Origin of the sequence: Staphylococcus ureilyticus (assembly GCF_025558845.1) — a bacterium.
Classification (GTDB): domain Bacteria; phylum Bacillota; class Bacilli; order Staphylococcales; family Staphylococcaceae; genus Staphylococcus; species Staphylococcus ureilyticus.
The window spans coordinates 1,564,295-1,589,786 of record NZ_CP094825.1; the positions used below are offsets into that span (position 1 = coordinate 1,564,295).

The window sequence follows — 25,492 nt, forward strand, 5'->3', positions numbered from 1 at the left end:
TAAATTTTATCTATCTTATTAACTCTATTTAACACCTATTATCATTATTTAGCAAATGAAAATTACTAAATTTTAAAATAAAATGATTGCATCCGGAAATAAAAGTTATATATATAACAATGGAGTTACAGCATGTCCTTCGAACAAACATATTTTCAATTCAAATTTATTATTTTTGTGTTATTAAAAAAATACCATATTAAGTATAATCGAGAAGAATATACTCAATTACTCACTATCAAAATGTGGGAACTAACACAGAAGTATTCTCCCCATCAATCTGTCTCATTACAACAATTTTTATATTTTCGTTTGAATTGCTATTTGATTGATTTGTTTCGCAGTCAGAAACAATTAGAAATCACAATAAATTCTCCAGATTTAAAAGAACGAGAAAATATCCTGTTTGATCAAATGAATCATCAAATTATATACCAACAGTTTTTGCAACTATTAACTACTAATGAAAAAAATTGGCTTAACTTAAAATTGCTAGGTTATAAACAATTTGAGATTGCATCAATGTTGAACTGCTCTGTTTCTACAATAAAAAATTATCGAAAAAAGGTGCAAATAAAATACATTAAATATTACAGAATAAATCAAAAATAGGAGTTGGCATATGACAAAGTTTACAAAATTATTATACCTCAAATCCGTTGTTGGAAATGAAATCATAACAGTCGGGCAATATACCACGCATCAATTTCACTATCCTACTTCAATCATGCCTACACTTACTTACCTTCTAGAAACCTATGGTTTATCACTATCTTATCAAACAAAACAAGCTAAACAAGTTTTAAAAATCAGAAAAATGGTCCCTATATTTATTAATCCAGATATTACTTTATTTCCGCTTAAAGCGAGACGCGCACCCTTGCAATATTATATCAATGCAAATGCGATTGTTGGGATTAAATCAAATAATGAACAAACAACAATTTATTTTGAAAATGCTACATTCATCATTGTAGATGCACCCTACACTTTTGTATATAAAAAATGGCAAGAAAGCATCACACTTTCTCACCTTTTAATTTAACGCATCATAGCGCTCTATTATGCTTATATTCTAATAGCTTCTTCGTAAAATAACCTGTTGCGACCTTAATTAAGTATAGACTAATCACCAATAATAGTAGCGCACCTATGAGTGTCAATACAACGATAATACTAGATAAATCAACTTCTGGTTTAATAAAAAATTGGACTGACGACAAACTTGTCAATAAAGCAAATAAGAATAATCCTAATAAAATAATATATGTAATTAAAATACCAATTAATAACATGAAGAAATAAGCTGATGAAACTACCTTTTCTTCAAAGATATAATTTTTCAAAAATTGATTGGAAAACGCAATCGGTCGATTGAGTTCTTCCTCATGGTTTTTATCCAAGACTTTCGATAACACTTGATCTAGTTGTTGTTTTTCTTTTTTATTTAAAAACCATAAATGCTTTTTAACTTTCTGTTTAAAAATATTTGCTTTCATTAAAGTTTCTCCTTAAAAAGTATCACACTTATACTATCAATATACAGGATAAGTTATTTATCTTATGGTTTCAATAATATTATAAAAAATTTTGCAATCAAATTATATTTCCTTTGCTTATCCATGCTATTCTATAGTTTTTTATTTCAATCAAGTAACCACATAAATTCAATTTATTCAATCCTACTTTAATCAACACCAACAATGAATTGAAATACAACTTTCCATCGCTTACCCAATAGTAAATGATTTCGCTTCTATAATCGCTCATTATTTACTCGTTTCATTCATTACTAATTCATAATATTATAACTTTAGTTAATTGCTTAATAATAAAATAACTTTTACTTCAGTAACTATACTTTAACTTTGAGTGTGTATAAGCAAGGTAGATGATAATAAAAACACTTTCATATGAATTCATTTTATGATGAATTCAATGAAAGTGTTTTTTCCATCATTTGGGAGTAGCTACAGAAATGAACTAACTGCGTTTACGACTATAAAATAGACAGACCAGAACTTTGGATATCTTTTGCAAAGCCTTTAACTGTATCAACAGATAATTCGTTTATATCGCGTCCTAAATTATTATTCACTTTTTTAACTACATCTGCCGGACATGTAATAATATCCGCGCCAACTTCATCAGCTTGGATGACATTGATGACTTCGCGACAGCTTGCCCATAATAATTTCACACCTTTTTTACTGTGTGTAACGTCAGCTGCTTCTTTCATCAATGGAATTGGATCTACTCCTGTATCTGCAATGCGTCCAGCAAATACAGACACATATGTTGGAACACCTTCTGTTACAGCATTAGTAATTTCTTTAACTTGATCTAAAGTATAAACAGCAGTAATGTTTAAACGAACATTGTTTGCTGATAATTTTTTTATTAGAGAAATAGTTGATTCACCTTTTGTGTTTACAATTGGAATCTTAACAAAAACATTATCGCCATATTGTTTTAAAATTTCCGCTTCTTTTTCCATAGTTTCTAAATCATCTGCAAATACTTCAAATGAAATAGAAGCGTCAGGAATTTCGCGCACAGCTTCTTCGGCAAATGCTTTATAATCTGTTACACCTGCTTTTGCCATTAAACTTGGGTTTGTGGTAAAACCATCTACTTGTTTATTTTTATAAGCTGCTTTCATTTCTTCAATATCTGCACCATCTGCAAACACTTCAACATTTAAATTTGCCATTACTAATTCCTCCTGACTAAAATAAATAATTCTGTAAAGAATTATTTTTATAACGGTTTAAACCATACACTTTATTTATACCACCTTTATTTCATAAATTCTATTTTTCTGCTTATAAATGATTAATTTCTGAAAATAATAGTATCAGTAACAGATCTAATATCATTAAAAACAAGCTTTATAATCTATATTGTTATTAACTAAAAACTTTTCTTATTGTAAATTTAGTTAACTTTAAGTTAATTTATGGTATTATAACTTAATAAATTGCATTAGGAGGTTATTATGGCACGTTCAAAACTTTATTTTTATTTATCATGCATTTTAATTATAATTAGCTTTTATTTTAATACTAGAAACCCTCTACTAAATATGCACTTTAATTCAATGATTAAACTCATTTTTGTTTGTAGTATTATCAATGCTATTATTTTAATACTTGCTATTATCTTTTCTGATAAATCTATTAAAAATTTACATAAAGATTCAGATTGGATTCGTTCAGTTAGCAAAGTTTTACCTTATATAATATTAATTGTGATAGCAATTCATATCTTAGCTTCTCTCTCAACATTTGGTATTATTTTCTAAATCCTACTACAAAAGTTATACTACTTTTGTAGTTTATTTTTTTTGAAAGGAAGATATCATAGTGCAATATTTATATATTTTTGTTGGCGGTGCCATTGGCGCATTCATTCGCTATTTATTATCTGTTTTTAATAGTACTGAAGGATTTCCAACTGGCACATTTTTCGCGAATATCATAGGTGCATTTTTAATGGGCTTATTAGGGTCTTTAGCGATACAGTATTTTAGAAACAATCCACTACTCAAAAAAGGTATAACTACTGGATTACTTGGTGCACTGACTACTTTTTCAACGTTTCAATTCGAACTTGTTGGATTATTACAACAACAAGCATATGTAATGTTAGTAACCTATGCTTTACTCAGCTATATCATAGGTATATTGGTTTGTTATATTGGAGTTAGAATGGGGGCGCGTTTATCATGACTCAGTTTTTTTTAGTTATGTTAGGTGGCGGAATAGGCGCAGTTATTCGTGCATTTGTTACTAATTTCTTTAACAATAGAATTAATAGTACTTACCCGATTGCAACACTTGTCGTAAATATTTTAGGTAGTTTTTTGATTGGTCTATGCATGGGACTGACTTTAAACGTTACTTGGATTAACACATTTTTAATTGTTGGAATTCTTGGTGGACTAACTACTTTTTCAACTTTATCATCTGAATTAGTTCAAATGTTAACACCAAACAAACAGATATTTCATTTTATTATTTATTCAATTTTACAATATGTAGTAGCGTTCATTTCATGTTTATTAGGATATTTTATGATTTAACTTACATAAAAAAAAAACCCGTAAATATAGTTTTAATCTACTATATTTACGGTCTTATTCAAAATGCAATTACTCTATTAGTGTCCACTATACTCTGATGGATTAGGACCAATTCTTTTATCTTCGTTTAAACTGTCTAAACGTTCAATGTGTTCTTTAGTTAATTCAAAATCAAATACATTTAAATTTTCTTCAATTCTAGATGGTGTGACAGATTTAGGTATCACTACAACTCCATGTTCAATATTCCATCTGATTATAACTTGTGCTGGTGTTTTATTTATTTCTGATGCTACTGACTTAACTGTATCATCTTCCAAAATTTGTGCATTCATTAATGGTGACCAGGATTCTACGTGTATATTTTGAACTTCAAGATATCTTCTCAATTCTGACTGTGTGAGATAAGGATGAAATTCAACTTGGTTAATTACAGGTTTAATTGAAACTTGAGCAAGTAATGCTTCTAAATGTTCTGCATTAAAGTTACTAACCCCAATATTCTTAACTCTATCATTTTTATACAAATCTTCCATACCTTGCCAAGTATCTATCATCAATGCTTCATCTAAGCCTGGCCAATGCATTAAATATAAATCTAAATAGTCTAATCCTAGCTTACTTAAACTAGTCTCATAAGCTTCTGCTACATTGCTGCGACCATAATCATCAAGCCATAATTTGGATGTAACAAAAAGATCACTTCTATCTAATCCTGTGGATGCTAATCCTTCTGCAATGCCTTGTCCAACCATTTCCTCATTATCATATATCATTGCAGTATCAATATGTCTATACCCATTTTCAATTGCATGTTTTACTGCATCCTTACATTGATCATTATTTTCAACTCGGAAAGTACCTAAGCCTATGATTGGCATTTCATTACCATTATAAAATGTTACAAATTCCAAATTTAAACTCCCCTTTACTATTAAACTATCTATAATAATAATCAAATTTATCAAACAATTAAATTAAAATGCCTAAATTTTAAATAATTTGTCTAAATAAATTACTTATATACTTAGATATAGACTTTTAACAAATAGCTATAGTCATAACCTTCTAAAAAATTCGATTCTTTTCCTAAACCAAAAACAGATTTCTTAAGTTATTTTAATCCCATTGTTAAATGATATATACATATATTGGTATTATATAGAATTAGAATAACATTAATAAATAGCAATTTAGATACATATATTTTGATAGGCAAATCAAACCAGATAATTTATATTAAAGTTTGCTCGTAGAAAAGTAAGTTCACACTTATAAAATACAAGTAAAAAAGCCCATAAATAAATTTTCGAAAAAATTCATTTATGAGCTATTATAACAAGATTTATATTCTTGATACTTAATTAGTTAAATGTTTCAATTTCATCCATCACACGTTGTAAATCTTCAACATTGTACTGGATACGACCATGAAAAACAAACTTATTAAAGTATTCATCAAGTTGTTCTGGTCCAACTAGCACTTTAGAATTAGTACTTTGTGCATAATTTGAAATTGTCACAGCACCTTCATCTTTAGGATTAAAATAAAGAATTGATGTCGGTGTGAATTTCAAGTTTAATTCTGTTTGTAATTCACCAGCTAGTTTTTCAATTTCATTTAAATAATTCGTATAATTTACAAATGATAAAGAATCTTTGTCATCATTTTGGTCCATAACTAAGGTTTGTGCCGTTTGTTTGTCAAGGTTTAACGTTTCAAACACTTGCTCCATCATCGGTTGTTCTTTGAATTGGTTATCATTAATGCCATTAAATACATGACCTTTTAACAACTGTGAATCTATGAGATAGAGTCCAGTACGTGTGAGTACTAAATGACTTATACGGCGTATATCACTAAAGTTATTTTTCGGTAAGAAAATATTTGCCATGATATGCATATCTTCTGGACGAATACGTTTTTCATTAACTAAGCGTTCACGAATACCAATTAATCTCATATCCGTTACATACTCACTTTTATTTTTAGAGAAAAGTTTTAATGCATCTATTTCTTGCTCTTTTGCATTTACTGTAGCTTCATAGTCCTCTTTTTGTTTAGTAACTTGCTTTTTATTTTCAATTCTTTCTTTTTCTAACTCTTCATCATGTTCATCGCTAAGTTTTTGTTCTCTTGTTTTGTATTGCTCCTCAATGGTCTGCTGTGCTTTTTTCTTACTTTTCAAAGCAACTAAAAATAAGATCAAACAAATAACTGCTACGACAATTGCCACGATTAGTCCAATTTCCATCGGGCCAAATGAATTCATAACAACAACGCTCCTTTATGTGTTCAGTAACTTAATTATAATAGATATGAGTTCATCATTCGATAGTAAAGTTTAAAAAAATTAATTACGTCATGCTTATATTTCTACGCTATCTTTTAATAAATTTACTTTATCTAATTTTTCCCAAGGTAACAGTATATCTGTTCTTCCAAAGTGTCCATATGCTGCCGTTTGTTTATATATTGGATGTTTTAAATCTAACATTTTAATAATGCCTGCTGGTCTTAAATCAAAGTGAGTTCTAACTGCTTCTACTAGTTCTGTTTCACATACTTTTCCTGTTCCAAAAGTATCTATTGCAATCGATACTGGTTCAGCCACTCCAATGGCATATGCGAGTTGAACTTCACATTTATCCGCTAAATCAGCTGCTACAATATTTTTGGCTACATAACGCGCAGCATAAGTAGCTGAACGATCTACTTTTGTAGGATCTTTACCGCTAAAGCAACCTCCTCCATGACGTGCATAACCACCGTATGTATCTACGATAATTTTACGGCCTGTTAAACCAACATCACCCTGAGGCCCGCCAATTACAAATCGTCCAGTTGGATTAATATAGAATCTTGTATTATCGTCAATTAATCCTTCCGGTACTGTTGGGTATATGACATGTTCTTTGATGTCAGCTTGAATTTGTTCTAAAGTAATGTCTTCCATATGTTGAGCTGAAACGACAATTGTATCTATACGATGTGGTTTATCTAGTTCATCATATTCCACCGTTACTTGAACTTTTCCATCTGGGCGCAAGTATTTTAAAATACTATCTTTTCGCACATCTGATAATCGTTTAGCTAATTGATGAGATAAAAATATTGGTAACGGCATATAAGTATCCGTTTCGTTTGTCGCATAACCAAACATTAAACCTTGGTCACCTGCACCAGTTGCTTCAATTTCTTCTTCTGATAAATTATCACGATATTCTAATGCATTATCGACGCCTTGTGCGATATCAGGCGATTGCTCGTCAATAGCTGTTAATATTGCCATCGTTTGACTATCGTAACCATATTTAGCACGTGTATACCCGATGTTTTTAATTGTTTCTCTTACAACTTTAGGGATATCTACATATGTAGCTGTAGAAATTTCTCCTGAAATTAATGCCATACCCGTAGTCACGGTAGTTTCACAAGCAACCCGCGCATGAGGATCATCTTTCAATATTTCGTCTAAAATTGCATCAGACACTTGGTCAGCGATTTTATCTGGGTGCCCTTCTGTAACCGATTCTGAAGTAAATAATCTTCTATTATAAGTCATAAATTAACTTGCTCCTTTGTCTTTGATTACGAAAATTCTCTTTTATTGAGCTCATTAAAAAAAGCCTTCTTCACTATATGAATAGAGAGAAGGCCCTTATACGTCCATTCGCTCTTATCGTTCAGACGCTATTTGTCCGCAAACGGTTTGGCACCTTTCTTCGTTGTAAGAAGAGGTTGCTGGGCTTCATTGGGTCCATGTCCCTCCGCCACTCAGGATAAGAGAATCCGTTAATCACTATAGTACCGAAACTAAGTACTAATGTCAATTTGATATTTATTTAAATTACTTTAAAAATGGTGTGGACTAATCAATCATATGTGTTATACTCTGTAATTGTAAAGGCTTACATTAATTTAATAGCGTTGGAGGGATATAGTATGGCGGTAGATACATACACTTACACAAAAAAAGTTCAAAACATTTTGGACAAGAAGTCTTCATTATTTCAACAATCTACAACACAGTTGTATAAGAAAATTCTTAATAATAATGAAGGAGAACTAACCGAACTAGGTGCAATTAACGCTAAAACGGGTAAATACACTGGTCGTTCACCGAAAGATAAGTTTATTGTTAATGAACCATCATACAGAGATGATATTGATTGGGGAAATATCAATCAACCTATTGAAGAAGACACATTTTTAAAATTATATGATAAAGTATTAAATTATTTAAATGAAAAAGATGAATTATATGTATTTAAAGGCTATGCAGGTAGCGATAAAGATTCACAACTCAAACTAACGGTTGTCAACGAATTGGCTTGGCATAATCTCTTCGCACAAAATATGTTTATTCGTCCTGAAACAAAAGAAGAAGCAGAAGAAATTAAATCTGACTTTACGATTGTATCAGCACCCTATTTTAAAGCTGATCCAAATATAGATGGTACAAATTCAGAAACATTTATTATTACTTCATTTAAACATAAGGTCATTTTAATCGGCGGTACTGAATACGCTGGTGAGATGAAAAAAGGTATTTTCTCCGTAATGAACTACTTACTGCCTAAAGATAATATAATGAGTATGCACTGCTCCGCAAACGTTGGTGAAAAAGGTGATGTAGCTCTATTTTTTGGACTTTCTGGTACAGGAAAAACAACACTTTCAGCAGATTCAACTCGAAAATTAATCGGTGATGATGAACACGGTTGGAATGAAAATGGTATCTTTAATATCGAAGGTGGATGTTACGCAAAAGCAATCAACCTTTCTTACAAAAAAGAACCTCAAATATATGAAGCAATTAAATACGGTACAATTTTAGAAAATGTTGTTGTAGATGAAGAAGGCGATGTCGACTTTGATGACAACTATTACACTGAAAATACAAGAGCCGCTTATCCAATCAACCATATAGAAAATATCGTTACACCTTCCAAAGCAGCACATCCAAATACGATTATTTTCCTTACTGCTGATGCTTTTGGCGTTTTACCTCCTATCTCAAAACTTAGCAAAGATCAAGCGATGTATCACTTTTTAAGTGGATTCACAGCTAAACTTGCAGGAACAGAAAGAGGTATTACTGAACCAGAGCCATCTTTCTCAACATGTTTCGGCTCACCTTTCTTACCTTTACATGCTAAAGTTTATGCAGATTTACTAGGCGACTTAATTGATAAACATGATGTGGATGTTTATTTAGTGAATACCGGTTGGACTGGTGGTAAATATGGTACAGGACGCCGTATTAGTTTAAGTTATACGAGACAAATGGTTAATCAAGCAATCACTGGACAACTAAGAGATACAGAATATATTCAAGATGATATGTTTGGATTAAATATACCAGTGGAAGTTGAAGACGTACCTCAAACACTACTAAATCCAATAAATGCTTGGAGTAAGCCAGAGGCATATAGAGAACAAGCTCAAGATTTAATCGACAGATTTAAACATAATTTCGAAAAATTTGGTGATGAAGTTTCAGATTTAGCACAAAATGGTGGCTTTAAATAAATACTTAATAAAGCACATGGACTACATTATAATTGTGGCCCATGTGCTTTATTAGTAATTTTTTTATTTTTTTCTACTTTATCCATCCATTGTTTAACTGTATATAACGCTGTTTTCATTGCAAATGGCCTTGGTACATGATCTTCATCCATTTGATAAAATGTTTGATAAGTCGAGCCAATATGTTTCAATTGTGTTTCCAAATAATAGGCTTGGTGAATCCCAACTTGTTTATCTTTACCACCATGTACAATAAGTATAGGTGGACTGTCGGCGTGTATATTAGCAATCGCATCCCTTTGCTTATATGCTGTTGCTTGTTTCTTTGGATGTCCGATCATCCTTCTCAACATACCTCTTAAATCTATTCTTTCTTCATACATGAGGTGAATATCAGACACACCACCCCAAATAATAAAACTTGTAACTGGTAAATCTTGAAATGTAAGCAGCCCTTGTAATCCACCTCTGGAAAATCCTATCATATGAATATATGCATCAGGGTACATTGCATTTAATATTCGAACAGCCACGGTTACATCATTTAAATCCCTACCATAAAATTCATCCTTACCTTCACTACCATTGTTACCTCTATAATAAGGCCCAAATACAAGTGTTTGATTATCTGAAAATTGCATTAAACGACCGGCTCTTACTTTACCAACTTGTCCTTTACCACCTCTCAAATATATAACTATTCTTTTTACACTTTTATGTGGTTGCATTAATAAACCTCTAACATTAATCTCATCCACTTCATAAGTGACTTCATCAAAAATATGGTCAGGTACTTCTATCGGCATTCTTTTTCTGTGAATAAAATCCAAGCTCGATCACTCTCTCTAAACATTTTAAAATTGCAGCATCTTTCAATAAATAACTTTTATATGCTTCTGAAATATCTGAGATACTATTGAAAATTAATGGCCCATCAGTTTCTAAATAATCATTTTTCGTTTGTAATCGATCTACTTTAACCATGAAAACATCTTTTGTAAAAGGTGTGCCATTTTGACGATTAACACAATATTGAGCAATATAATGTCTATCTTTAAAATTAATAAGCGCTCCTGTTTCTTCAAACAATTCCCTATCACACGCTTGTACACTTGATTCCCCTGCTTCTCTTTTGCCACCAGGAAATTCTATACCTCTTATTTTATGTTTGGTAAAAAGCAATTGTCCTTGATATATTGGAATAACTAAGACATGGTCTGCATCTGGTATATCATTTTCATCTTTAAATGATAAAAAAACATCATCATTTTCTTTATCTTTAAACTTCACAAACATCAATCTCCCTTTATATATGTTAAACTATCAATGCGATGTAAATTGTTGGAGGCAAAATTTTATGAAAAAAATCTTTCTAGGACTTATCTATATATATCAACATTTCATTTCTCCTATGACACCAGCTACATGTCGCTTTTACCCAACTTGTTCTGAATATACTAGAGAAGCAATAGAAGTTTTTGGCCCCTTTAAAGGTACTTGGTTAGGTGTTAAACGTATTTCAAAATGTCATCCACTCCACAAAGGTGGATTTGATCCAGTACCTTTAAAAAAAGATAAAAAGCATAAACATTAATCAATCTGCATTAAATTATCTTTGTTTACTAAAGGAGGTTCAAAATAAATTGAACCTCTTTTTAATATGCCTGAATGTGCTACAATATCATTTTCAAAATAATAACCTTGTGGTGTAATATCACTTGGATAAGTTGTATATCTTGCTAATAAAGCAGTAAAATAACGACTTAAACCATATTCATACATACCGCCAATGACATATTTCACATCTTTTTGTTCTAATATTTCAATGATTTCCATGACTTTATCAATACCACCGAGTCTAAATGGTTTTAATATGACAACATCGATTTTATAATTTTCAATATAATATAAAATTGTTTTCAAAGATACTGCTTTCTCATCAATAGCTATAGGTGGTAATTCCGTATCTTTAAAATGATTTACTTTTTCTATATCTTTAAAAGGCTCTTCTAAATAAAGAATTTCACTGCTTGAAAGTAACATGATTTTCTCAACTTCGTTATCTCTAACAGATTCATTGGCATCAATGACAATTTGAGGTTTAAATAGCAATCTCTGCAATCGCTTAACATCTTCTAAAATCGTTTCCGACCATTTTATTTTTATGCGTTGTGGTTGTGTGACTTTTAAGTCCTTAATTTGTTTATCCGTTAGGCCGCTAACCGTGGCACCATAAGGCACATTAAACGTCTCTAATTGGAAAAAAATTTGATAACAGGCCATCACAATCATACTTCGTGTAGCTGGATATTTTTCCAAACATTGAAGCGCGTTTTGAACTTCCGAAAAGCATTCAAACTCAATATTTTTAAAAGATTCAAACCACTTTATTGTTTGGTCATAAACTACTTCTATCGTTTCATCATCATACCAGTCTGTTTCAAAAGCGTTACACTCTCCAAAATAATGTTCCTGCTTATCCGTAATAAATTCAATAATAAGTGCTTTACGCTTGTCCAATTTCACCTTAGGAGTAATAATTGAATGTTTAAAATCATTATTACAAATATAAAGTTTCATTTCGCTCAGTTTCATAAATTTTCACGCCTAATTTTTTAAATGTTTTCGTTGTAGTTTACCAGTTGATGTATAAGGTAATTCTGTTACTTGTTTAAAATATTTTGGGATTTTATATTTCGCTATATGTGATTTAAAATGTTCGATTAATGTTTCATTGGATAATTTTGTTTTTGAAACATAATATAAATAAGGTACTTCCCCCCACGTGCTGTCATGCTCTCCGATACACATTGCATCAGTAATTGATTCGTGTAGTTTTGCTACAGATTCTAATTGATATGGATATATATTTTCGCCACCGCTAATGATCAAATCTTTACGTCTGTCATAAATCATTACATATCCATCGTCATCTATTTCAGCAATATCTCCCGTTTTAAAATAACCATTTTCAAACGTATCTATTAAATCTTCAGGATATAGGTATCCATTCATAACATTGTCACCTTTGATAAGTAGTTCTCCATGTCCTAGGTTATTCGGTTCTTTTATTTTCACAAAAACATTTTCACTTGGTTTTCCGACGGTATCATAACGCTCAGCTAAAATACTTGGCGATGCTGTTAAAAATTGGGAACATGTTTCAGTCATTCCGAATGAATTGTAAATCGGCAATCCTAATTTCAAAGCATTTTCAATCAATGTACTAGAAAGCTTAGCCCCGCCTAACAATATCTTTTGAATATTATACGGTTGAGTCAACCCTTCATCCATTAACCATTTTAAAGTTTGAGGAACCAATGATACATGCGTTGGTAATTCTTTTTCTATTATTTCAAGCATCCTATGTGAATTAAACTTCGCTGCAATACGTACTGTAAAACCTTGAATCAGCGCTCTTATTATGACACTTAATCCAGAAATATGATAAATAGGCAATACAGATAACCATTTTGTGTCTTGATTAAACCCTAGACTTTGTTTACAACCCAGTGCACTTGCATAATGATTGCCAAATGTTTGAGGAACAGCTTTTTGTGGTCCTGTTGTTCCAGAAGTAAACATAATAGAAGCAATTTGATCCATATTGAATATAGCTTCATAAGTATTATTAGAAACTTCACGTTTCAATACATCAAAATCAATTATGACTATATCTTGTAACGTTAAATTGGTAGTAGTAATTACTGTATCAGTTTCAATAGAATGCAACTGGTTTTGTATTTCTTCTTTGGTTAAACGCGTGTTTAACATCACGATTTCAACACCTGCTAGCCACAACGCATTAATCAAAGTAATAGATTCAATATGATTTTCTATATATATTCCTATACGCTTTTTCTTCAACTGTTTTATTTGATAAGCTAAACGGCTTGCTTCGTAATACATTGAAGCAAACGTGATTTTATTAAGACCATCATCAATAAATACTTTATTTCCATTTTGTTTTGCTTGCGTTTTCAACCAAAATTCCAATCTGTCATTCCTCCATCTCAAAGACTATTATAACGTTTTTACTTTGATTTAACAGTGTTGGTGCATTTTATTAGTTTCTATTACCGTAAATACATATTTATACTATTTGTTTACATTTCTTTTGTAAAATAGTCGAAATTTAAGTTGTATGCGATGAATTTTGGTGATATGATAATAAAAATGACTTCGTTTCAACTAATTATAAACACATAAACAAAACATGATCTGTAAAAGGACTCTTCATTATCATAATAGATTATTAAGGCATCAGAGATTCGAATCCCACACTCTTCGTTTACTTACACCATATTAGATAAGAAGAAAGATAAACGTTTTTATTTATATATATGATGAAGGAGATCACAATAAAATGAAATTTATTAAATACGAAATTGAGCAAGGCTTGTACTACGACCTCATAACGATATATGCAAAAACTAACAAAAATACTCCGTTCCATTTCACTTTTTCAGAAAGCCATACTCTAAAAGAAATAAGAGATAAATTAGAAGATATTGCAATTAAAATTGACAAACAATAATATTTGTTTAACGCAATCATCAAATAACGAAAAATCGTTACACTTATAATAAATAGAACGATGTCCTAAGATGGCTCATAATCCCTTAATCACAAAACCAAATATTAGAAATTAAGAGCAGTTTGTTCCCTAAGTTATTGTATAAGAATAACTTAGAAAACATCAAAATTCATTTATAGTATCCAACAAAGTTATCGATAAATATAAAACCCGTTATATCAACGTTTTAAATAACGATGTATAACGGGTTTTATAGAATTAACGGAGAGTGAGGGATTCGAACCCTCGAGACGCTTGTGGCGCCTACACACTTTCCAGGCGTGCTCCTTCGGCCAACTCGGACAACTCTCCAATATAGAATTAAAAAAACAGAAGCGATATTTCACTTCTGTTTGTATGACCCCGACGGGACTCGAACCCGTGTTACCGCCGTGAAAGGGCGGTGTCTTAACCGCTTGACCACGGGGCCATGGCTCCACAGGTAGGACTCGAACCTACGACCGATCGGTTAACAGCCGATAGCTCTACCACTGAGCTACTGTGGATTAATTTGAATGGAGCGGGTGATGGGAATCGAACCCACAACATCAGCTTGGAAGGCTGAGGTTTTGCCATTAAACTACACCCGCTTGACAACGATTATGGGGCGGTTGATGGGAATCGAACCCACGAATGTCGGAACCACAATCCGATGCGTTAACCACTTCGCCACAACCGCCAAAAATAAAATGGTTCAGGACAGAGTCGAACTGCCGACACATGGAGCTTCAATCCATTGCTCTACCAACTGAGCTACTGAACCTTAATGGTAAATCAATAATGGCGGTCTCGACGGGAATCGAACCCGCGATCTCCTGCGTGACAGGCAGGCGTGTTAACCGCTACACTACGAGACCAAACTATGTAATTGCGGGAGGCGGATTCGAACCACCGACCTTCGGGTTATGAGCCCGACGAGCTACCGAACTGCTCCATCCCGCGTTAATATTATTAATGACGCCTACCTATTAAATATACCATAATGTCATGACAAAATCAACATTATTTTAAAATTAATTTACAAATAATTAATTTATAATTAAAAATTAAATGTCATAATGAGTGGTTAAGCTCCCCCTCATTTCTGAATACTTATTTAGTATATAAACTTTTATAGCTTTCGTCAATGCTTTCATTAAAGTATTTTGTGTAAAAAAGGAATATAACTATAATATTATAATTTTAGTTAAGAAATGACACATATTTGTTTATTTTTATAGCTTACCCATATTTACTTAAAATATAAGTAAGCTATAAAGACTGTTCATTTTATAATTGAAATATAAAACTTATTTCCCCGTATTGTGCTGTATAATTATAGACCGTCGTAGGTTTATTCAATCTATTTACTCATGATACCCATCATTTTACTTTGTAAATTTGTAAATGTCGTGAAACCATCATCTTCCATGAAGTGTCCTCCAAAATCAGTAATTTTACATTTGCCATTCAATTCATCCATTAAACGCTTTGTTTCTTTGTAAGAAACATGTTTATCGTCTTTTGCACACAAACCATAAAATTCATTCACTTTTTCTTTAACTTTATCATAGTTAATGATTTTATCATCTAATTTCAACGACTCATCAATCTCTTGTGCATCCTCTTTGAAACCTGAGATACTGAATAAACCTTCAATATTGTTTATGTTTTTATTTTGAATAAATTCAAGTGAAGCAATTGTACCAAAACCATGAGTTACAAAATAGGTATCCTGTTTACGTATATGGATCTGTTCATTCATAACATTGAGCCATTTACGTATATCACTATTTTGTTCTTTCGGAATGTTAAAAAGTGTAACTACGTAACCTTCTAATGTAAGATTATTTGCTAACCATTCATACCAATGATTCTTTGAATCACCTAATTTTGAATGTACTATTACTATATCTGTCATAAATCAATCCCCCATTTACAAATATTACTTTTAAAGTATCTCATATATTTCACCGGTATTGTAAGTTTCAACTTAGTAAAAAAAGCCAATTCTACAATAATTAAAAATTAACAAAGTAGAAAATGACTTTTTTATTATTTATTTAGATTTCATCTAAAATCTCTTCAACCGCTTCTTTTCCTTGCTTTATGCAATCAGGTAACCCAACAGCCTCAAATGACGCACCAGTAATACGTAATCTAGGATAATTATGTCTTATATGCGATTGTATCAATTTAATTTGTTCAATATGTCCTACTTGATATTGAGGCATACTTTTAGGTAAACGATTTACAATACTAAAATCAGGCGAACCTTTAAAGGTCATCATTTTACTCAAATCATTTTTCACGATTTTCACGAGTTCTTCATCTGTATGATCGTCAACTACCGTATCACCTGGTTTACCAACATAAGCTCTAATTAACACTTTACCTTCAGGTGTTGTAAATGGCCATTTCTTACTTGTCCAAGTACAAGCCGTGATATTCGTATCGCTTGTACGAGCAATAACGAATCCTGTGCCATCATAATTGTTGATGATATTTGCCTCGTCAAATGCAAGTACGACTGTTGCTACTGTTGTAGAATCCATGTTTTTAAAATAATCAAAAGCAGGATCATTACCAAACCATTGTAAGAAATTTTGATGTGGCGTTGTAACTAAGACACTATCATAGATGCGCTTCTCATTGACTGTTTTAATTTCATATTTTTTCTGTGACGCTGTAATATCTTTAACAGCAGTTTGATATTTAATATTAACACCTTTTGCTACCAAATCGTCTCTTAAACATTCTATAAATGAACTCAACCCATGTCTAAATTGCTTAAATTGTCCTTTAGGTGCGCCTGGATAAAGTTCACGTTGTTTTATTCTTTGCGCCTTCTCATATCGCATTCCTTTAATAAGGCTACCAAATTGTTCTTCTCTTTCTTTAAACTCAGGGAAAGTACTCATTAAACTAAGCTCGTCAATATTTGTGCCATAAATACCACCCATTAATGGTTCTATTAGATTTTCTAGCACTTCGTCACCTAACCGCGTTCTAAAAAATTCACCAACCGACATATCGTTATCCATATCTATAGTTTTTTTAAACAAATCCATTCCAGCTCTTAACTTACCCAATGGAGAAATTAATTTGGTTTTGAGAAATGGTTTGATGTCGGTCGGTATTCCTAAAATAGAACCGCCTGGAATCGGATAGAGTTTATTTTTAGCATATATATACGATTGCCCAGTTTTATTAGTAATGAGTTGATCTTCAAGTCCTATATCTTTGGCTATCTCTGTCATAATTTGTTTTCGTCCTAAATAAGATTCTGGACCTAATTCAATGGTATAGCCTTCATTACGATATGTTTGTATTTTCCCGCCTGCTCTATTAGAAGATTCATAAATTGTGACATCGATGTCAGGTCTTTTTGATTTTATAAAATATGCACTGGATAAGCCTGTGATGCCTGCCCCAATAATTGCGATACTCTTAGTCAATGTGATTCACGCTTCCTTTAATAAACATTTTTAATTTCATCTACGATTGCACCAATAAATAGTGAATCTGTATTAGGCATTGCTGGACGGAAGTAATTAACGCCTAACTCATCACAAATTATTTTGCATTCATAATCATTATCATATAATACTTCCAAATGTTCACATACAAAGCCTACAGGCGTATAAATAAAGTTTTTATAATTATATTTTTCGAATAAGTTTCTAGTTAAATCTTGAACGTCAGGGCCTAACCAAGGTGTCCCAGTATTACCTTCTGATTGCCACCCTTCAGCAACGTGAGTAATGTTTGATTTAGCTTTTAATAATTCAGCAGTATCATGCAATTCATTCGGATATGGGTCATTATTTTTTTCTATAAGTCCTTTAGGTAAACTGTGTGCTGATACTACTAAGACTGTTTCATCATGTTCTTCTTTTGGTATTTGCTCTAAAGTTTCATTTACCTTTTCAGTCCAGTATTGGATGAATTTTGGTTGTTGGTAATAATGTTCAACATGGTTTAACGTAATACCATATTTATCCGCTTCTTCTTGTGCACGCTTATTATAGGAACCCACTGAAAAGCTTGAATAATGTGGTGCTAGTACCACAGTAACAGCTTCATCTATGCCTTCTTTATTCATTGCCTTTACAGCATCTTCAATAAACGGATGGATGTGTTTCAAACCAATGTACAACTTGAACTCAACATCAGTATATTGATTATTCAACTCTGAACATAATGCCTCAGCTTGTCGATTCGTAGTTCCCGCAAGTGGTGATAAACCGCCAATAAATTTATATCTATCTTTTAAGTCTTGCAATTCTGCTTCTGTAGGTTTTTTCCCATGTCTAATATCTGTGTAATAAGCTTCTATGTCACTTTCTTTATAAGGTGTACCATAAGCCATTACTAGTAATCCTACTGTTTTTGCCATTTTAAAATCATCCTTTTATTTAAATTTTTAAGATGTAGATGACATAATTAAATGTAAATCTTGTTCACCTTTTGTATGTCTAACTATCTTTGAGTATATTCGTGAACAAACGTAGTAATTCTTTTTAAAGTTTCGGGTTTAACTTGTGGAAAAACACCATGTCCTAAATTAAATATATGTTTACCATGTGCTAAGCCCTCATCTAAAATAGGTTTTAATCGCGCTTCTATAACTTCCCAAGGTGCTAATAGTAAAGATGGATCTAAATTCCCTTGTAATGTTTTAGTAATATTTAAATCATTAGCTTCTTTAATAGACAGTCTCCAATCTAGACCTAATACATCTATTGGTAAATCATTCCATTCATGTACTAAATGACTTGCACCCACACCAAATAAAATCACGGGCACATCGTATTTCGCCTTAATTCCATTAATTAACTTTTTCATTGCTGGTTTTATATAATATCTGTAATCTTGAACGTTTAATGCACCAACCCAAGAATCAAATACTTGTATGATTTCTGCACCAGCTTCTATTTGAGCTGTCGTATAAGTAATAGACATATCAACTAAATGATCCATAAGCGCAAACCAAGTTGCTTCGTCACTATACATCATTGCCTTTGTAAAATTATAATTCTTAGAAGGCCCACCTTCAATCATATAGCTTGCTAAGGTAAAAGGAGCGCCAGTAAAACCAATCAATGGCACATTCAATTTTTCTTCAGTTAATAATTTAATCGTATCTAATACATATGGAACATCTCGTTTCGGATCAATATTCCCTAATTTTTCAACATCTTGTATATTTTTAATCGTATTATGAATTACTGGTCCTATCCCGGACTTAATTTCTACGTCCACCCCTATCGGTTGCAATGGGGTCATGATATCTTTATATAAAACCGCAGCGTCCGTATTATAATTATCTACTGGTAAATGTGTTACGTATGCACATAATTCTGGCTGGTGTGTAATTTCAAATAAAGAGTATTGCTCTTTCAGTTTTCTATATTCAGTCTGTGATCTACCAGCTTGACGCATAAACCACACAGGTGTGTGCTTAACTTCTTTGCCCCTAATCATATCTAGGATTGTATTATTTTTATTATGCACCTTGTAATCCTCCTACATTATAATCATTCTTATTAATATTACCATATCCACTAATTTCCCGTATTCAATCAATAGAAATGTCATAAAAAAGACAAAGTGTGTTACTTTGTTTTTCTTAATTATTTGACTATTGTTTTCTAACAGAAATCAATTATAATACTGTTAAAGTCTATTTTACATTTATTTGAAATATTAGAAGTATATATAGTAAATTATAATAGTTATGCAATGTTTCTTAAACAATTCAAGGAGGAAAACTTATGAAAATTTACGCATCTTACGGTACATTTGGTTATTTAAATCAAATTAGACTGAATAATCCGACACATCATCTACTACAATTTTCAGCTTCCGATTCTTCAGTTATTATAGAAGAAACAGAAGGTGAAACGGTTTTAAAACACCCGCTGGCTTATGACATCATTAAGTCTGAAGGGAATTTAGATGAAAATTACTTCTATTCTGTTATTTTTATACCAACATCAGAGGATCATGCATATCAATTAGAAAAGAAATTAGAAAATGTCACAACTGATTTCAAACAATTTGCAGGTTATAGAAGTTATCGCTTTTTAAAACCAAATCAAGGGTTAACATATAAAATTTATTTTGGCTTTAATAGTCGTACAGATTACGAAGATTTCAAAGCGTCTGCCGTTTTCCAAGAAAACTTTGATAAACTAGCACTAAGTCAGTTCTTTGGTTCTAGTGGTCAACATTCAAGTTACTTCGAAAGATATTTATTCCCAATTGACGATTACTAATTAAAAATCGCTACTCAAATTTAGCTCTAAGCTAAAACCTGAGTAGCGATTTTTTAATCTGTTAACAAACTTTCTTGATATTTCAATTTTTTAGTTATATTTCTAATCGTTAACCAACCTACAAGAAAGTAAATGAGACCAAACAAACTATATTGTGAAAAAATAATAGCAAAAGTAACAATAAATATCACGCCTATAAAACACATTAATCTATTTAAAAATTGTTCATACCCTTTTATCACTTTACTATCAGATACCGGCCAAACTTGTGGCCATAAACCATATGCTTGTTGTGTATAAAATTGAGCCATTTGTAACAATATAATATACATAAATAGACTACCAATTAATAAAACTACGATGACTTGATGTAACCATATCATCATAACTAAAGCTATAATAATCAATCGTAATATAATATTAAATGCGTCTTTACCTCTAGCAAAACTTCTAATAAATAAATAAAGATACATATAGTTTTCATTAAATTTTTTAGGTTTCGGTTTCCACAATAACGGATCTAAATAACTTCTCCTTACTGCTTTCTCTTCTAATTGTTTTACATCCGTAAACATATTTACAAATTTATAATAATTCATATGATGTTGTTGTTCTGTATTAATCATATGCTCCCATGGGAACAAATAGTCTTTGTTTAAATATCTTATTAACAGAGTCAGAGCAACAAGTATAATAACTGAAAAAATACTTGAGATATTTTTAGGATCTAAGGCTACATAATAACCAGATGTAAATATCACAAACAAAATGCTAAATAAAGACCAACGTTCAAGACGAAATTTATACCACTGCCATTTTAATAATAAACCTAAGAGCGGAAATATAATTGCTAGTCCAGCAAAGATAATATAAAATCCAAACGTTTTGTTATTAAGCACATAAAATAATGGAAATAATATAATAATCAATAATATTTGTATAGGTAATCTAGTAACATAACTATAAATCAAACTTTTTTTCATATATTCAAGCATATGATTTTCAAATGGCAATAGAAATAATTTATCTGCATCTTTTAATAAAGTCCTAATTGGAAACATGGATGTGATGGCAGTTATCATACTAGCAATTAAGGCATAATTAAAATGTTTAGGTATTGTTTTCAACCAATCACCATAACCTAAAATAAATGCCCCTAATAAAATTACAAGAAACACAGAAAAGTGACCATTAAATATAAATTTATTATAATAACTTTTCTCTTTTTTGATTGCTTGTTTCCTTAGGTTAAATAATTGTTTAGCTTCTTGTTTCATGAATTTTGGCCACCTTGAGTAACGTGTATATATATTTCATCTAAGGTTTTACCACTTAAACCTGTTTGTTCCCTCAATTCATCTATATTGCCAAATGCTACAATTCGCCCTTTATCCATTATTAAAAATCTGTCACAATATTTTTCGGCCGTTGCCAAAATATGTGTACTCATCAATACAGTTCTGTTCTCTTCTTTTTTCTCGACCATTAAATCAAGCATAGATTGTATACCTAAAGGATCTAATCCTAAAAATGGCTCGTCAATGATATATAATTCTGGATCCACAATAAATGCACAAATAATCATCACTTTTTGTTTCATACCTTTAGAAAAATGACTCGGAAATATATCTAATTCATTTTCTAACCTAAATGTTTTTAATAATGGATTTGCCCTTTTCATCGCTTCCATTTTATCTATATTATACGCCATTGCTGTCATATTAATATGTTCTTGCAACGTTAATTCATCATATATGACTGGTGCTTCCGGAATATATGACAACTTACGTCTATAAGCTTCTACATCTTGTTTGATATCAATATCTGAAATTGTTAACTGCCCTTCCATCGGCGTTAATAAGCCCAACATATGTTTAATAGTGGTACTCTTCCCAGCACCATTCAAACCTATCAGTCCAACAATTTCTCCTTTTTTTAATTCAAAATTTATATCTTTTATCACAGGTCTTTTGCCATAACCGCCTGTTAAATGCTCTACTTTTACTGTCATAAGGCACCTCCACAAATAGTATTGTATCAAAAATCAAACATTGTTCATAAAGTTACTTCAAAAAATGACGGAATTTAATCAGTAATGCTATAATAGTTACTAAACATCTGACAAGGAGTGAAAATTTATGTCTGAAACAATCTTTAGTAAAATAATTAATGGTGAAATTCCTAGTTATAAGGTATATGAAGATGAATATGTTTATGCATTTTTAGACATCTCTCAAGTGACCAAAGGTCATACTTTATTAGTTCCTAAAAAAGTTTCTGCAAATATCTTTGAAACGGCTAGTGAAACAATGAAACATATAGGCGTTGCTTTACCTAAAGTAGCAAACGCAATCAAAAAAGCATTTAACCCTGATGGTCTAAATATTATACAAAATAATGGTGAATTTGCCGATCAATCTGTCTTCCATTTACATTTTCATCTGTTACCAAGATATGAAAATGAAGTAGATGGTTTTGGTTATAAATGGGAAACACATGAAGAAAGCATAGGCGATGAACAAAAGAAAAAAATTGCACAAGAAATTGCAGCACAATTTAATTAATTATGCTTACCTGATATGATAAAGGGTATATTAAAAATATTAATGACTCAGAAATTTTAGAAATGAGGAGAATTTTTATGAAAACAGCTCAATTATTACTAGGTCTTGGTGCTGGTGTTGCAACTGGAATTGGTGTTGCATTAATGAATCGTGATAAGAAAAATTCAAACCAATTTGAGACAGAAGCGCGCAGACCTACGGGTGCTGAATCTGAATTTGATAAAGAAATCAACACTATAAAGCAAAATGTCAATGATATTGTAAATTACATTTCACAAATCAAATCAGAAAGTACTGAAATTGGCAGTACTATTGGTGATGAAGTGAAAACGATGATTGGTGATTTTAAATCTGATATCGATCCTAATATTGAAAATTTGCAATCCCATATTGAAAATTTACAAAATCGTGGCGAAGAAATTTCAAAAGCATTTGAAAAAGACAAATAATTAACTCAATTAACTAAGAGTTATAACTCACTTGAAAACCTGAGTTATAACTCTTTTCTTTATTACAATAAAAACATCTATGCCTTTAAAATGATGCTGAATTAAAAAATATATAGTACTCTCATCTTTCTTTGATTAAGAACTATAATGTCCTTACATTATAGTGTTTTGAGAACTTTTCAAACTCTAAAATTAACTTAAAGTTAAACTTGACGACTGTAAGAATACGTTAGATAATACGAAAGTATATTCAATAAATTTTAAAAAGGAGTATGATTGCGTAATGTATTTATGTACACGTCAAATAGATATTAACGCTCGTTTTGGCATACCTAGAATTGCTTTCCTTAGTTTTGTTACTACAATTATCACATTTTTAATTGCATACGAACTTTTATACTTCTTTTCAAATACCAAATTAACAGACGACCACTTTTTAATATTTTTAATTTTAGTAGTGCTTTTGTACCCTTTACATAAATTAATCCACTTATTGTTTTTCTATCCCTATCGTAAGTCATTTAAAAAATACAAATTAGTAAAACATAAGTCTGTGCCTTTTTATAATGTGTATGTAAATACACCTGTTAATAAATATTATTTTTGTTTTGATTTAATCACGCCAGCTTTATTTATAACGATTGTTTGCACATTTATAAGTACTATCATCCCTCAATATGGTCATTATTTAATGTTTTTAATTGCTTTGAATTTAGGTTATTCGGTTATGGATTTTCTTTATTTAAAGATCATATTATTTTCAAATGAAGGTGCTTATGTTGAAGAACATCAAACTGGTATTAATATTTTAAACAAAGTATCACCTTATACGAATCATGAACTTGATTAAGCAAACAGCAATGTTTGCTTTTTTTATTCGCTCTTTTTCATATAAAATGGTTACAACTATAGTCGTATATATTAGGTTTCTAATTGGTGAAAACGACTTTATATGTTATATTTACGTTGTTATTCTTACAAAAGGAGTTCCCAATCATGAAAACATTTAAAAAAGTTATAATTCCTGTTACTGCTAGTGTATTATTATTAGGTGCTTGTGGTAATAGCGCTACAGATTCTAAAGAAGATACAATTATTTCATCAAAAGCTGGCGATGTTAAAGTTGAAGATGTAATGGATAAAATGGGTGATGAGCAAGTTGCAAACACATCTTTTTCTATATTATTAAATAAATTGTTAGCAGATAAGTATAAAGATAAAATAGACACGAAAGATATTGATAAAGAAGTTGAAAAAGAACAAAAACAATACGGTGGCAAAGATCAATTTGAAAGTATGTTAAAACAACAAAAAATGTCACTTAGTGACTATAAAGAGCAAAAAAAATTACAATCATATCAAAAGGCACTACTGAACGATAAAGTGAATATTTCTGATAAAGAAATTAAAGAATCTACTAAAAAAGGTTCGCATATTTTAATTAAAGTTAAAGAGAATAAAGATGACAAAGAAGGTTTATCAGATAAAGATGCAAAAGCAAAAGCAGAAAAAATCCAAAAACAAGTATCAGAAAATCCTGACAAATTTGGAGAAATTGCCAAAAAAGAATCAATGGATAAATCTTCGGCTAAAAAAGATGGTAGCTTAGGATATGTTATCAAAGGACAAATGGAAAAAGATTTTGAAAAGGCGCTCTTCAAACTTAAAGAAGGCGACGTTTCAAAAGTAGTTAAAACAGATTATGGTTACCATATTATTAAAGCAGATAAAGAAAATGACTTTGATAAAGAAAAAGGTAAGCTAAAATCGCAATTAATCCAACAAAAAGTACAAAAAAGTCCTAAATTACTAACAGACGCTTATAAAGAACTGTTAGATGAATACAAAGTAGATTATAAAGATAGAGATATTAAAAAAGCTATTGAAGATTCTATTCTAGACCCAGATAAAATTAAACAGCAACAACAACAGCAACAACAGCAAGCGATACAACAAGGTGGAGCTGGTATGACCTCTGGACAATAGAATCATAATTCATAAAAAAACAAGGCAAATGCTACAT

At 31.1% G+C, this 25,492-nt stretch carries 28 protein-coding genes, 8 tRNA genes and 1 riboswitch; of the genes, 13 read left to right on the forward strand and 23 right to left on the reverse strand.

The window, feature by feature from the left end:
- Positions 1-132 precede the first annotated feature (132 nt).
- Both MUA21_RS07625 and MUA21_RS07630 read left to right on the forward strand, forming a co-directional pair.
- Positions 133-612 (forward strand): sigma-70 RNA polymerase sigma factor region 4 domain-containing protein, encoded by a 480-nt coding sequence (locus MUA21_RS07625; RefSeq protein ID WP_262560997.1) that lies wholly within the window; start codon positions 133-135, stop codon positions 610-612.
- 10 nt (positions 613-622) lie between these two features.
- Positions 623-1,045, forward strand: a complete 423-nt coding sequence (locus MUA21_RS07630; RefSeq protein WP_046207598.1) for a competence protein ComK — start codon at positions 623-625, stop codon at positions 1,043-1,045.
- Between the two features lie 4 nt (positions 1,046-1,049).
- Here MUA21_RS07630 and MUA21_RS07635 read toward each other — a convergent pair whose 3' ends face one another.
- Both MUA21_RS07635 and MUA21_RS07640 read right to left on the reverse strand, forming a co-directional pair.
- A complete protein-coding gene (locus MUA21_RS07635) occupies positions 1,050-1,499 on the reverse strand; it encodes a hypothetical protein (RefSeq protein WP_046207599.1) in 450 nt (149 codons plus the stop codon).
- Between the two features lie 500 nt (positions 1,500-1,999).
- Complete coding sequence (locus MUA21_RS07640) at positions 2,000-2,713, reverse strand: transaldolase (RefSeq protein WP_046207600.1); 714 nt, start codon at positions 2,711-2,713, stop codon at positions 2,000-2,002.
- Positions 2,714-2,998: 285 nt separating this feature from the next.
- Between MUA21_RS07640 and MUA21_RS07645 the strand changes: the two genes are divergently transcribed.
- The 3 genes from MUA21_RS07645 (at position 2,999) to MUA21_RS07655 (ending at position 4,084) form a co-directional block, all read left to right on the forward strand.
- Positions 2,999-3,304, forward strand: a complete 306-nt coding sequence (locus MUA21_RS07645) for a hypothetical protein (RefSeq protein WP_262560999.1) — start codon at positions 2,999-3,001, stop codon at positions 3,302-3,304.
- A gap of 61 nt (positions 3,305-3,365) precedes the next feature.
- Positions 3,366-3,731, forward strand: a complete 366-nt coding sequence (gene crcB / locus MUA21_RS07650) for a fluoride efflux transporter CrcB (RefSeq protein ID WP_046207602.1) — start codon at positions 3,366-3,368, stop codon at positions 3,729-3,731.
- Complete coding sequence (locus MUA21_RS07655) at positions 3,728-4,084, forward strand: fluoride efflux transporter FluC (protein WP_046207603.1); 357 nt, start codon at positions 3,728-3,730, stop codon at positions 4,082-4,084. The genes crcB and MUA21_RS07655 overlap by 4 nt, the downstream gene beginning before the upstream one ends.
- A gap of 77 nt (positions 4,085-4,161) precedes the next feature.
- Here the strand turns inward: MUA21_RS07655 and MUA21_RS07660 are convergent, their stop codons facing one another.
- The 3 genes from MUA21_RS07660 to metK form a co-directional block, all read right to left on the reverse strand.
- A complete protein-coding gene (locus MUA21_RS07660) occupies positions 4,162-4,998 on the reverse strand; it encodes an aldo/keto reductase (protein WP_272884796.1) in 837 nt (278 codons plus the stop codon).
- A 450-nt stretch (positions 4,999-5,448) separates the two neighbouring features.
- Positions 5,449-6,357 (reverse strand): nuclease-related domain-containing protein, encoded by a 909-nt coding sequence (locus MUA21_RS07665; protein WP_107525952.1) that lies wholly within the window; start codon positions 6,355-6,357, stop codon positions 5,449-5,451.
- A 96-nt stretch (positions 6,358-6,453) separates the two neighbouring features.
- Entirely contained in the window at positions 6,454-7,650 is a 1,197-nt protein-coding gene (gene metK, locus MUA21_RS07670) for a methionine adenosyltransferase (RefSeq protein WP_262561001.1), read from the reverse strand.
- Positions 7,651-7,761: 111 nt separating this feature from the next.
- Positions 7,762-7,874: riboswitch (SAM riboswitch) on the reverse strand.
- A 156-nt stretch (positions 7,875-8,030) separates the two neighbouring features.
- On the opposite strand from metK, the gene pckA reads away from it, so the two are divergent.
- Positions 8,031-9,620 (forward strand): phosphoenolpyruvate carboxykinase (ATP), encoded by a 1,590-nt coding sequence (gene pckA / locus MUA21_RS07675; RefSeq protein WP_070658751.1) that lies wholly within the window; start codon positions 8,031-8,033, stop codon positions 9,618-9,620.
- A 26-nt stretch (positions 9,621-9,646) separates the two neighbouring features.
- Here the strand turns inward: pckA and MUA21_RS07680 are convergent, their stop codons facing one another.
- Complete coding sequence (locus tag MUA21_RS07680; protein ID WP_198644466.1) at positions 9,647-10,450, reverse strand: alpha/beta hydrolase family protein; 804 nt, start codon at positions 10,448-10,450, stop codon at positions 9,647-9,649.
- Positions 10,407-10,916, reverse strand: a complete 510-nt coding sequence (ytkD, locus tag MUA21_RS07685; protein WP_064208801.1) for an RNA deprotection pyrophosphohydrolase — start codon at positions 10,914-10,916, stop codon at positions 10,407-10,409. The genes MUA21_RS07680 and ytkD overlap by 44 nt, the downstream gene beginning before the upstream one ends.
- A 61-nt stretch (positions 10,917-10,977) precedes the next feature.
- On the opposite strand from ytkD, the gene yidD reads away from it, so the two are divergent.
- Positions 10,978-11,214: a membrane protein insertion efficiency factor YidD gene (gene yidD, locus MUA21_RS07690; RefSeq protein ID WP_064208800.1), complete on the forward strand. Its 237-nt coding sequence runs from the start codon at positions 10,978-10,980 to the stop codon at positions 11,212-11,214.
- Here the strand turns inward: yidD and menC are convergent.
- Complete coding sequence (gene menC / locus MUA21_RS07695; RefSeq protein ID WP_262561006.1) at positions 11,211-12,215, reverse strand: o-succinylbenzoate synthase; 1,005 nt, start codon at positions 12,213-12,215, stop codon at positions 11,211-11,213. The genes yidD and menC overlap by 4 nt on opposite strands.
- 12 nt (positions 12,216-12,227) lie before the next feature.
- Positions 12,228-13,616, reverse strand: coding sequence for an o-succinylbenzoate--CoA ligase (menE, locus tag MUA21_RS07700; RefSeq protein ID WP_262561007.1), 1,389 nt, complete (start codon positions 13,614-13,616; stop codon positions 12,228-12,230).
- A 370-nt stretch (positions 13,617-13,986) separates the two neighbouring features.
- On the opposite strand from menE, the gene MUA21_RS07705 reads away from it, so the two are divergent.
- Positions 13,987-14,157, forward strand: coding sequence for a hypothetical protein (locus MUA21_RS07705; protein ID WP_164987238.1), 171 nt, complete (start codon positions 13,987-13,989; stop codon positions 14,155-14,157).
- A gap of 262 nt (positions 14,158-14,419) precedes the next feature.
- On the opposite strand, the gene MUA21_RS07710 is transcribed toward MUA21_RS07705, so the two are convergent.
- The 12 genes from MUA21_RS07710 to hemE all read right to left on the reverse strand — a co-directional run bounded on the left by MUA21_RS07710 (position 14,420) and on the right by hemE (position 19,692).
- Positions 14,420-14,508, reverse strand: a tRNA-Ser gene (locus MUA21_RS07710).
- Between the two features lie 46 nt (positions 14,509-14,554).
- Positions 14,555-14,626: transfer RNA gene (locus MUA21_RS07715), tRNA-Glu, on the reverse strand.
- Position 14,627: 1 nt separating this feature from the next.
- A tRNA-Asn gene (locus MUA21_RS07720) sits at positions 14,628-14,702 on the reverse strand.
- 10 nt (positions 14,703-14,712) lie between these two features.
- A tRNA-Gly gene (locus MUA21_RS07725) sits at positions 14,713-14,786 on the reverse strand.
- A 13-nt stretch (positions 14,787-14,799) separates the two neighbouring features.
- A tRNA-His gene (locus MUA21_RS07730) sits at positions 14,800-14,875 on the reverse strand.
- Positions 14,876-14,886: 11 nt separating this feature from the next.
- Positions 14,887-14,959, reverse strand: a tRNA-Phe gene (locus MUA21_RS07735).
- Between the two features lie 18 nt (positions 14,960-14,977).
- A tRNA-Asp gene (locus MUA21_RS07740) sits at positions 14,978-15,053 on the reverse strand.
- 11 nt (positions 15,054-15,064) lie between these two features.
- Positions 15,065-15,138 (reverse strand) — tRNA-Met (locus tag MUA21_RS07745).
- Positions 15,139-15,538: 400 nt separating this feature from the next.
- Positions 15,539-16,096, reverse strand: coding sequence for an alpha/beta hydrolase (locus MUA21_RS07750; RefSeq protein ID WP_070658759.1), 558 nt, complete (start codon positions 16,094-16,096; stop codon positions 15,539-15,541).
- A 142-nt stretch (positions 16,097-16,238) separates the two neighbouring features.
- Positions 16,239-17,633 carry a protoporphyrinogen oxidase gene (gene hemY, locus MUA21_RS07755; protein WP_073341603.1) on the reverse strand — a complete coding sequence of 465 codons (1,395 nt, stop codon included), beginning with the start codon at positions 17,631-17,633 and terminating at the stop codon, positions 16,239-16,241.
- Positions 17,634-17,650: 17 nt separating this feature from the next.
- A complete protein-coding gene (gene hemH / locus MUA21_RS07760; RefSeq protein ID WP_046207614.1) occupies positions 17,651-18,574 on the reverse strand; it encodes a ferrochelatase in 924 nt (307 codons plus the stop codon).
- Between the two features lie 83 nt (positions 18,575-18,657).
- Positions 18,658-19,692: a uroporphyrinogen decarboxylase gene (gene hemE / locus MUA21_RS07765; RefSeq protein WP_272884797.1), complete on the reverse strand. Its 1,035-nt coding sequence runs from the start codon at positions 19,690-19,692 to the stop codon at positions 18,658-18,660.
- Positions 19,693-19,952: 260 nt separating this feature from the next.
- Between hemE and MUA21_RS07770 the strand changes: the two genes are divergently transcribed.
- Entirely contained in the window at positions 19,953-20,456 is a 504-nt protein-coding gene (locus MUA21_RS07770; RefSeq protein ID WP_046207616.1) for a hypothetical protein, read from the forward strand.
- A 53-nt stretch (positions 20,457-20,509) separates the two neighbouring features.
- Here the strand turns inward: MUA21_RS07770 and ecsB are convergent, their stop codons facing one another.
- Together ecsB and ecsA are read right to left on the reverse strand one after the other, a co-directional pair.
- Positions 20,510-21,733, reverse strand: a complete 1,224-nt coding sequence (gene ecsB, locus MUA21_RS07775) for an ABC transporter permease EcsB (RefSeq protein ID WP_262561009.1) — start codon at positions 21,731-21,733, stop codon at positions 20,510-20,512.
- Positions 21,730-22,467, reverse strand: a complete 738-nt coding sequence (ecsA, locus tag MUA21_RS07780) for an ABC transporter ATP-binding protein EcsA (RefSeq protein ID WP_107525961.1) — start codon at positions 22,465-22,467, stop codon at positions 21,730-21,732. Before ecsA ends, ecsB begins: the two co-directional genes overlap by 4 nt.
- A 127-nt stretch (positions 22,468-22,594) precedes the next feature.
- Here ecsA and MUA21_RS07785 point away from each other — a divergent pair, with 127 nt between their 5' ends.
- From MUA21_RS07785 to prsA, 4 genes are all read left to right on the forward strand, one after another.
- Positions 22,595-23,020 (forward strand): HIT family protein, encoded by a 426-nt coding sequence (locus MUA21_RS07785; protein WP_262561010.1) that lies wholly within the window; start codon positions 22,595-22,597, stop codon positions 23,018-23,020.
- Positions 23,021-23,097: 77 nt separating this feature from the next.
- On the forward strand, positions 23,098-23,469 hold the full coding sequence (locus tag MUA21_RS07790; protein WP_046207620.1) for a YtxH domain-containing protein: 372 nt from the start codon (positions 23,098-23,100) through the stop codon (positions 23,467-23,469).
- Positions 23,470-23,752: 283 nt separating this feature from the next.
- Positions 23,753-24,319 carry a DUF3267 domain-containing protein gene (locus MUA21_RS07795; RefSeq protein ID WP_103161241.1) on the forward strand — a complete coding sequence of 189 codons (567 nt, stop codon included), beginning with the start codon at positions 23,753-23,755 and terminating at the stop codon, positions 24,317-24,319.
- A 146-nt stretch (positions 24,320-24,465) separates the two neighbouring features.
- Positions 24,466-25,455: a peptidylprolyl isomerase PrsA gene (gene prsA / locus MUA21_RS07800; RefSeq protein ID WP_262561013.1), complete on the forward strand. Its 990-nt coding sequence runs from the start codon at positions 24,466-24,468 to the stop codon at positions 25,453-25,455.
- Positions 25,456-25,492: the final 37 nt, after the last annotated feature.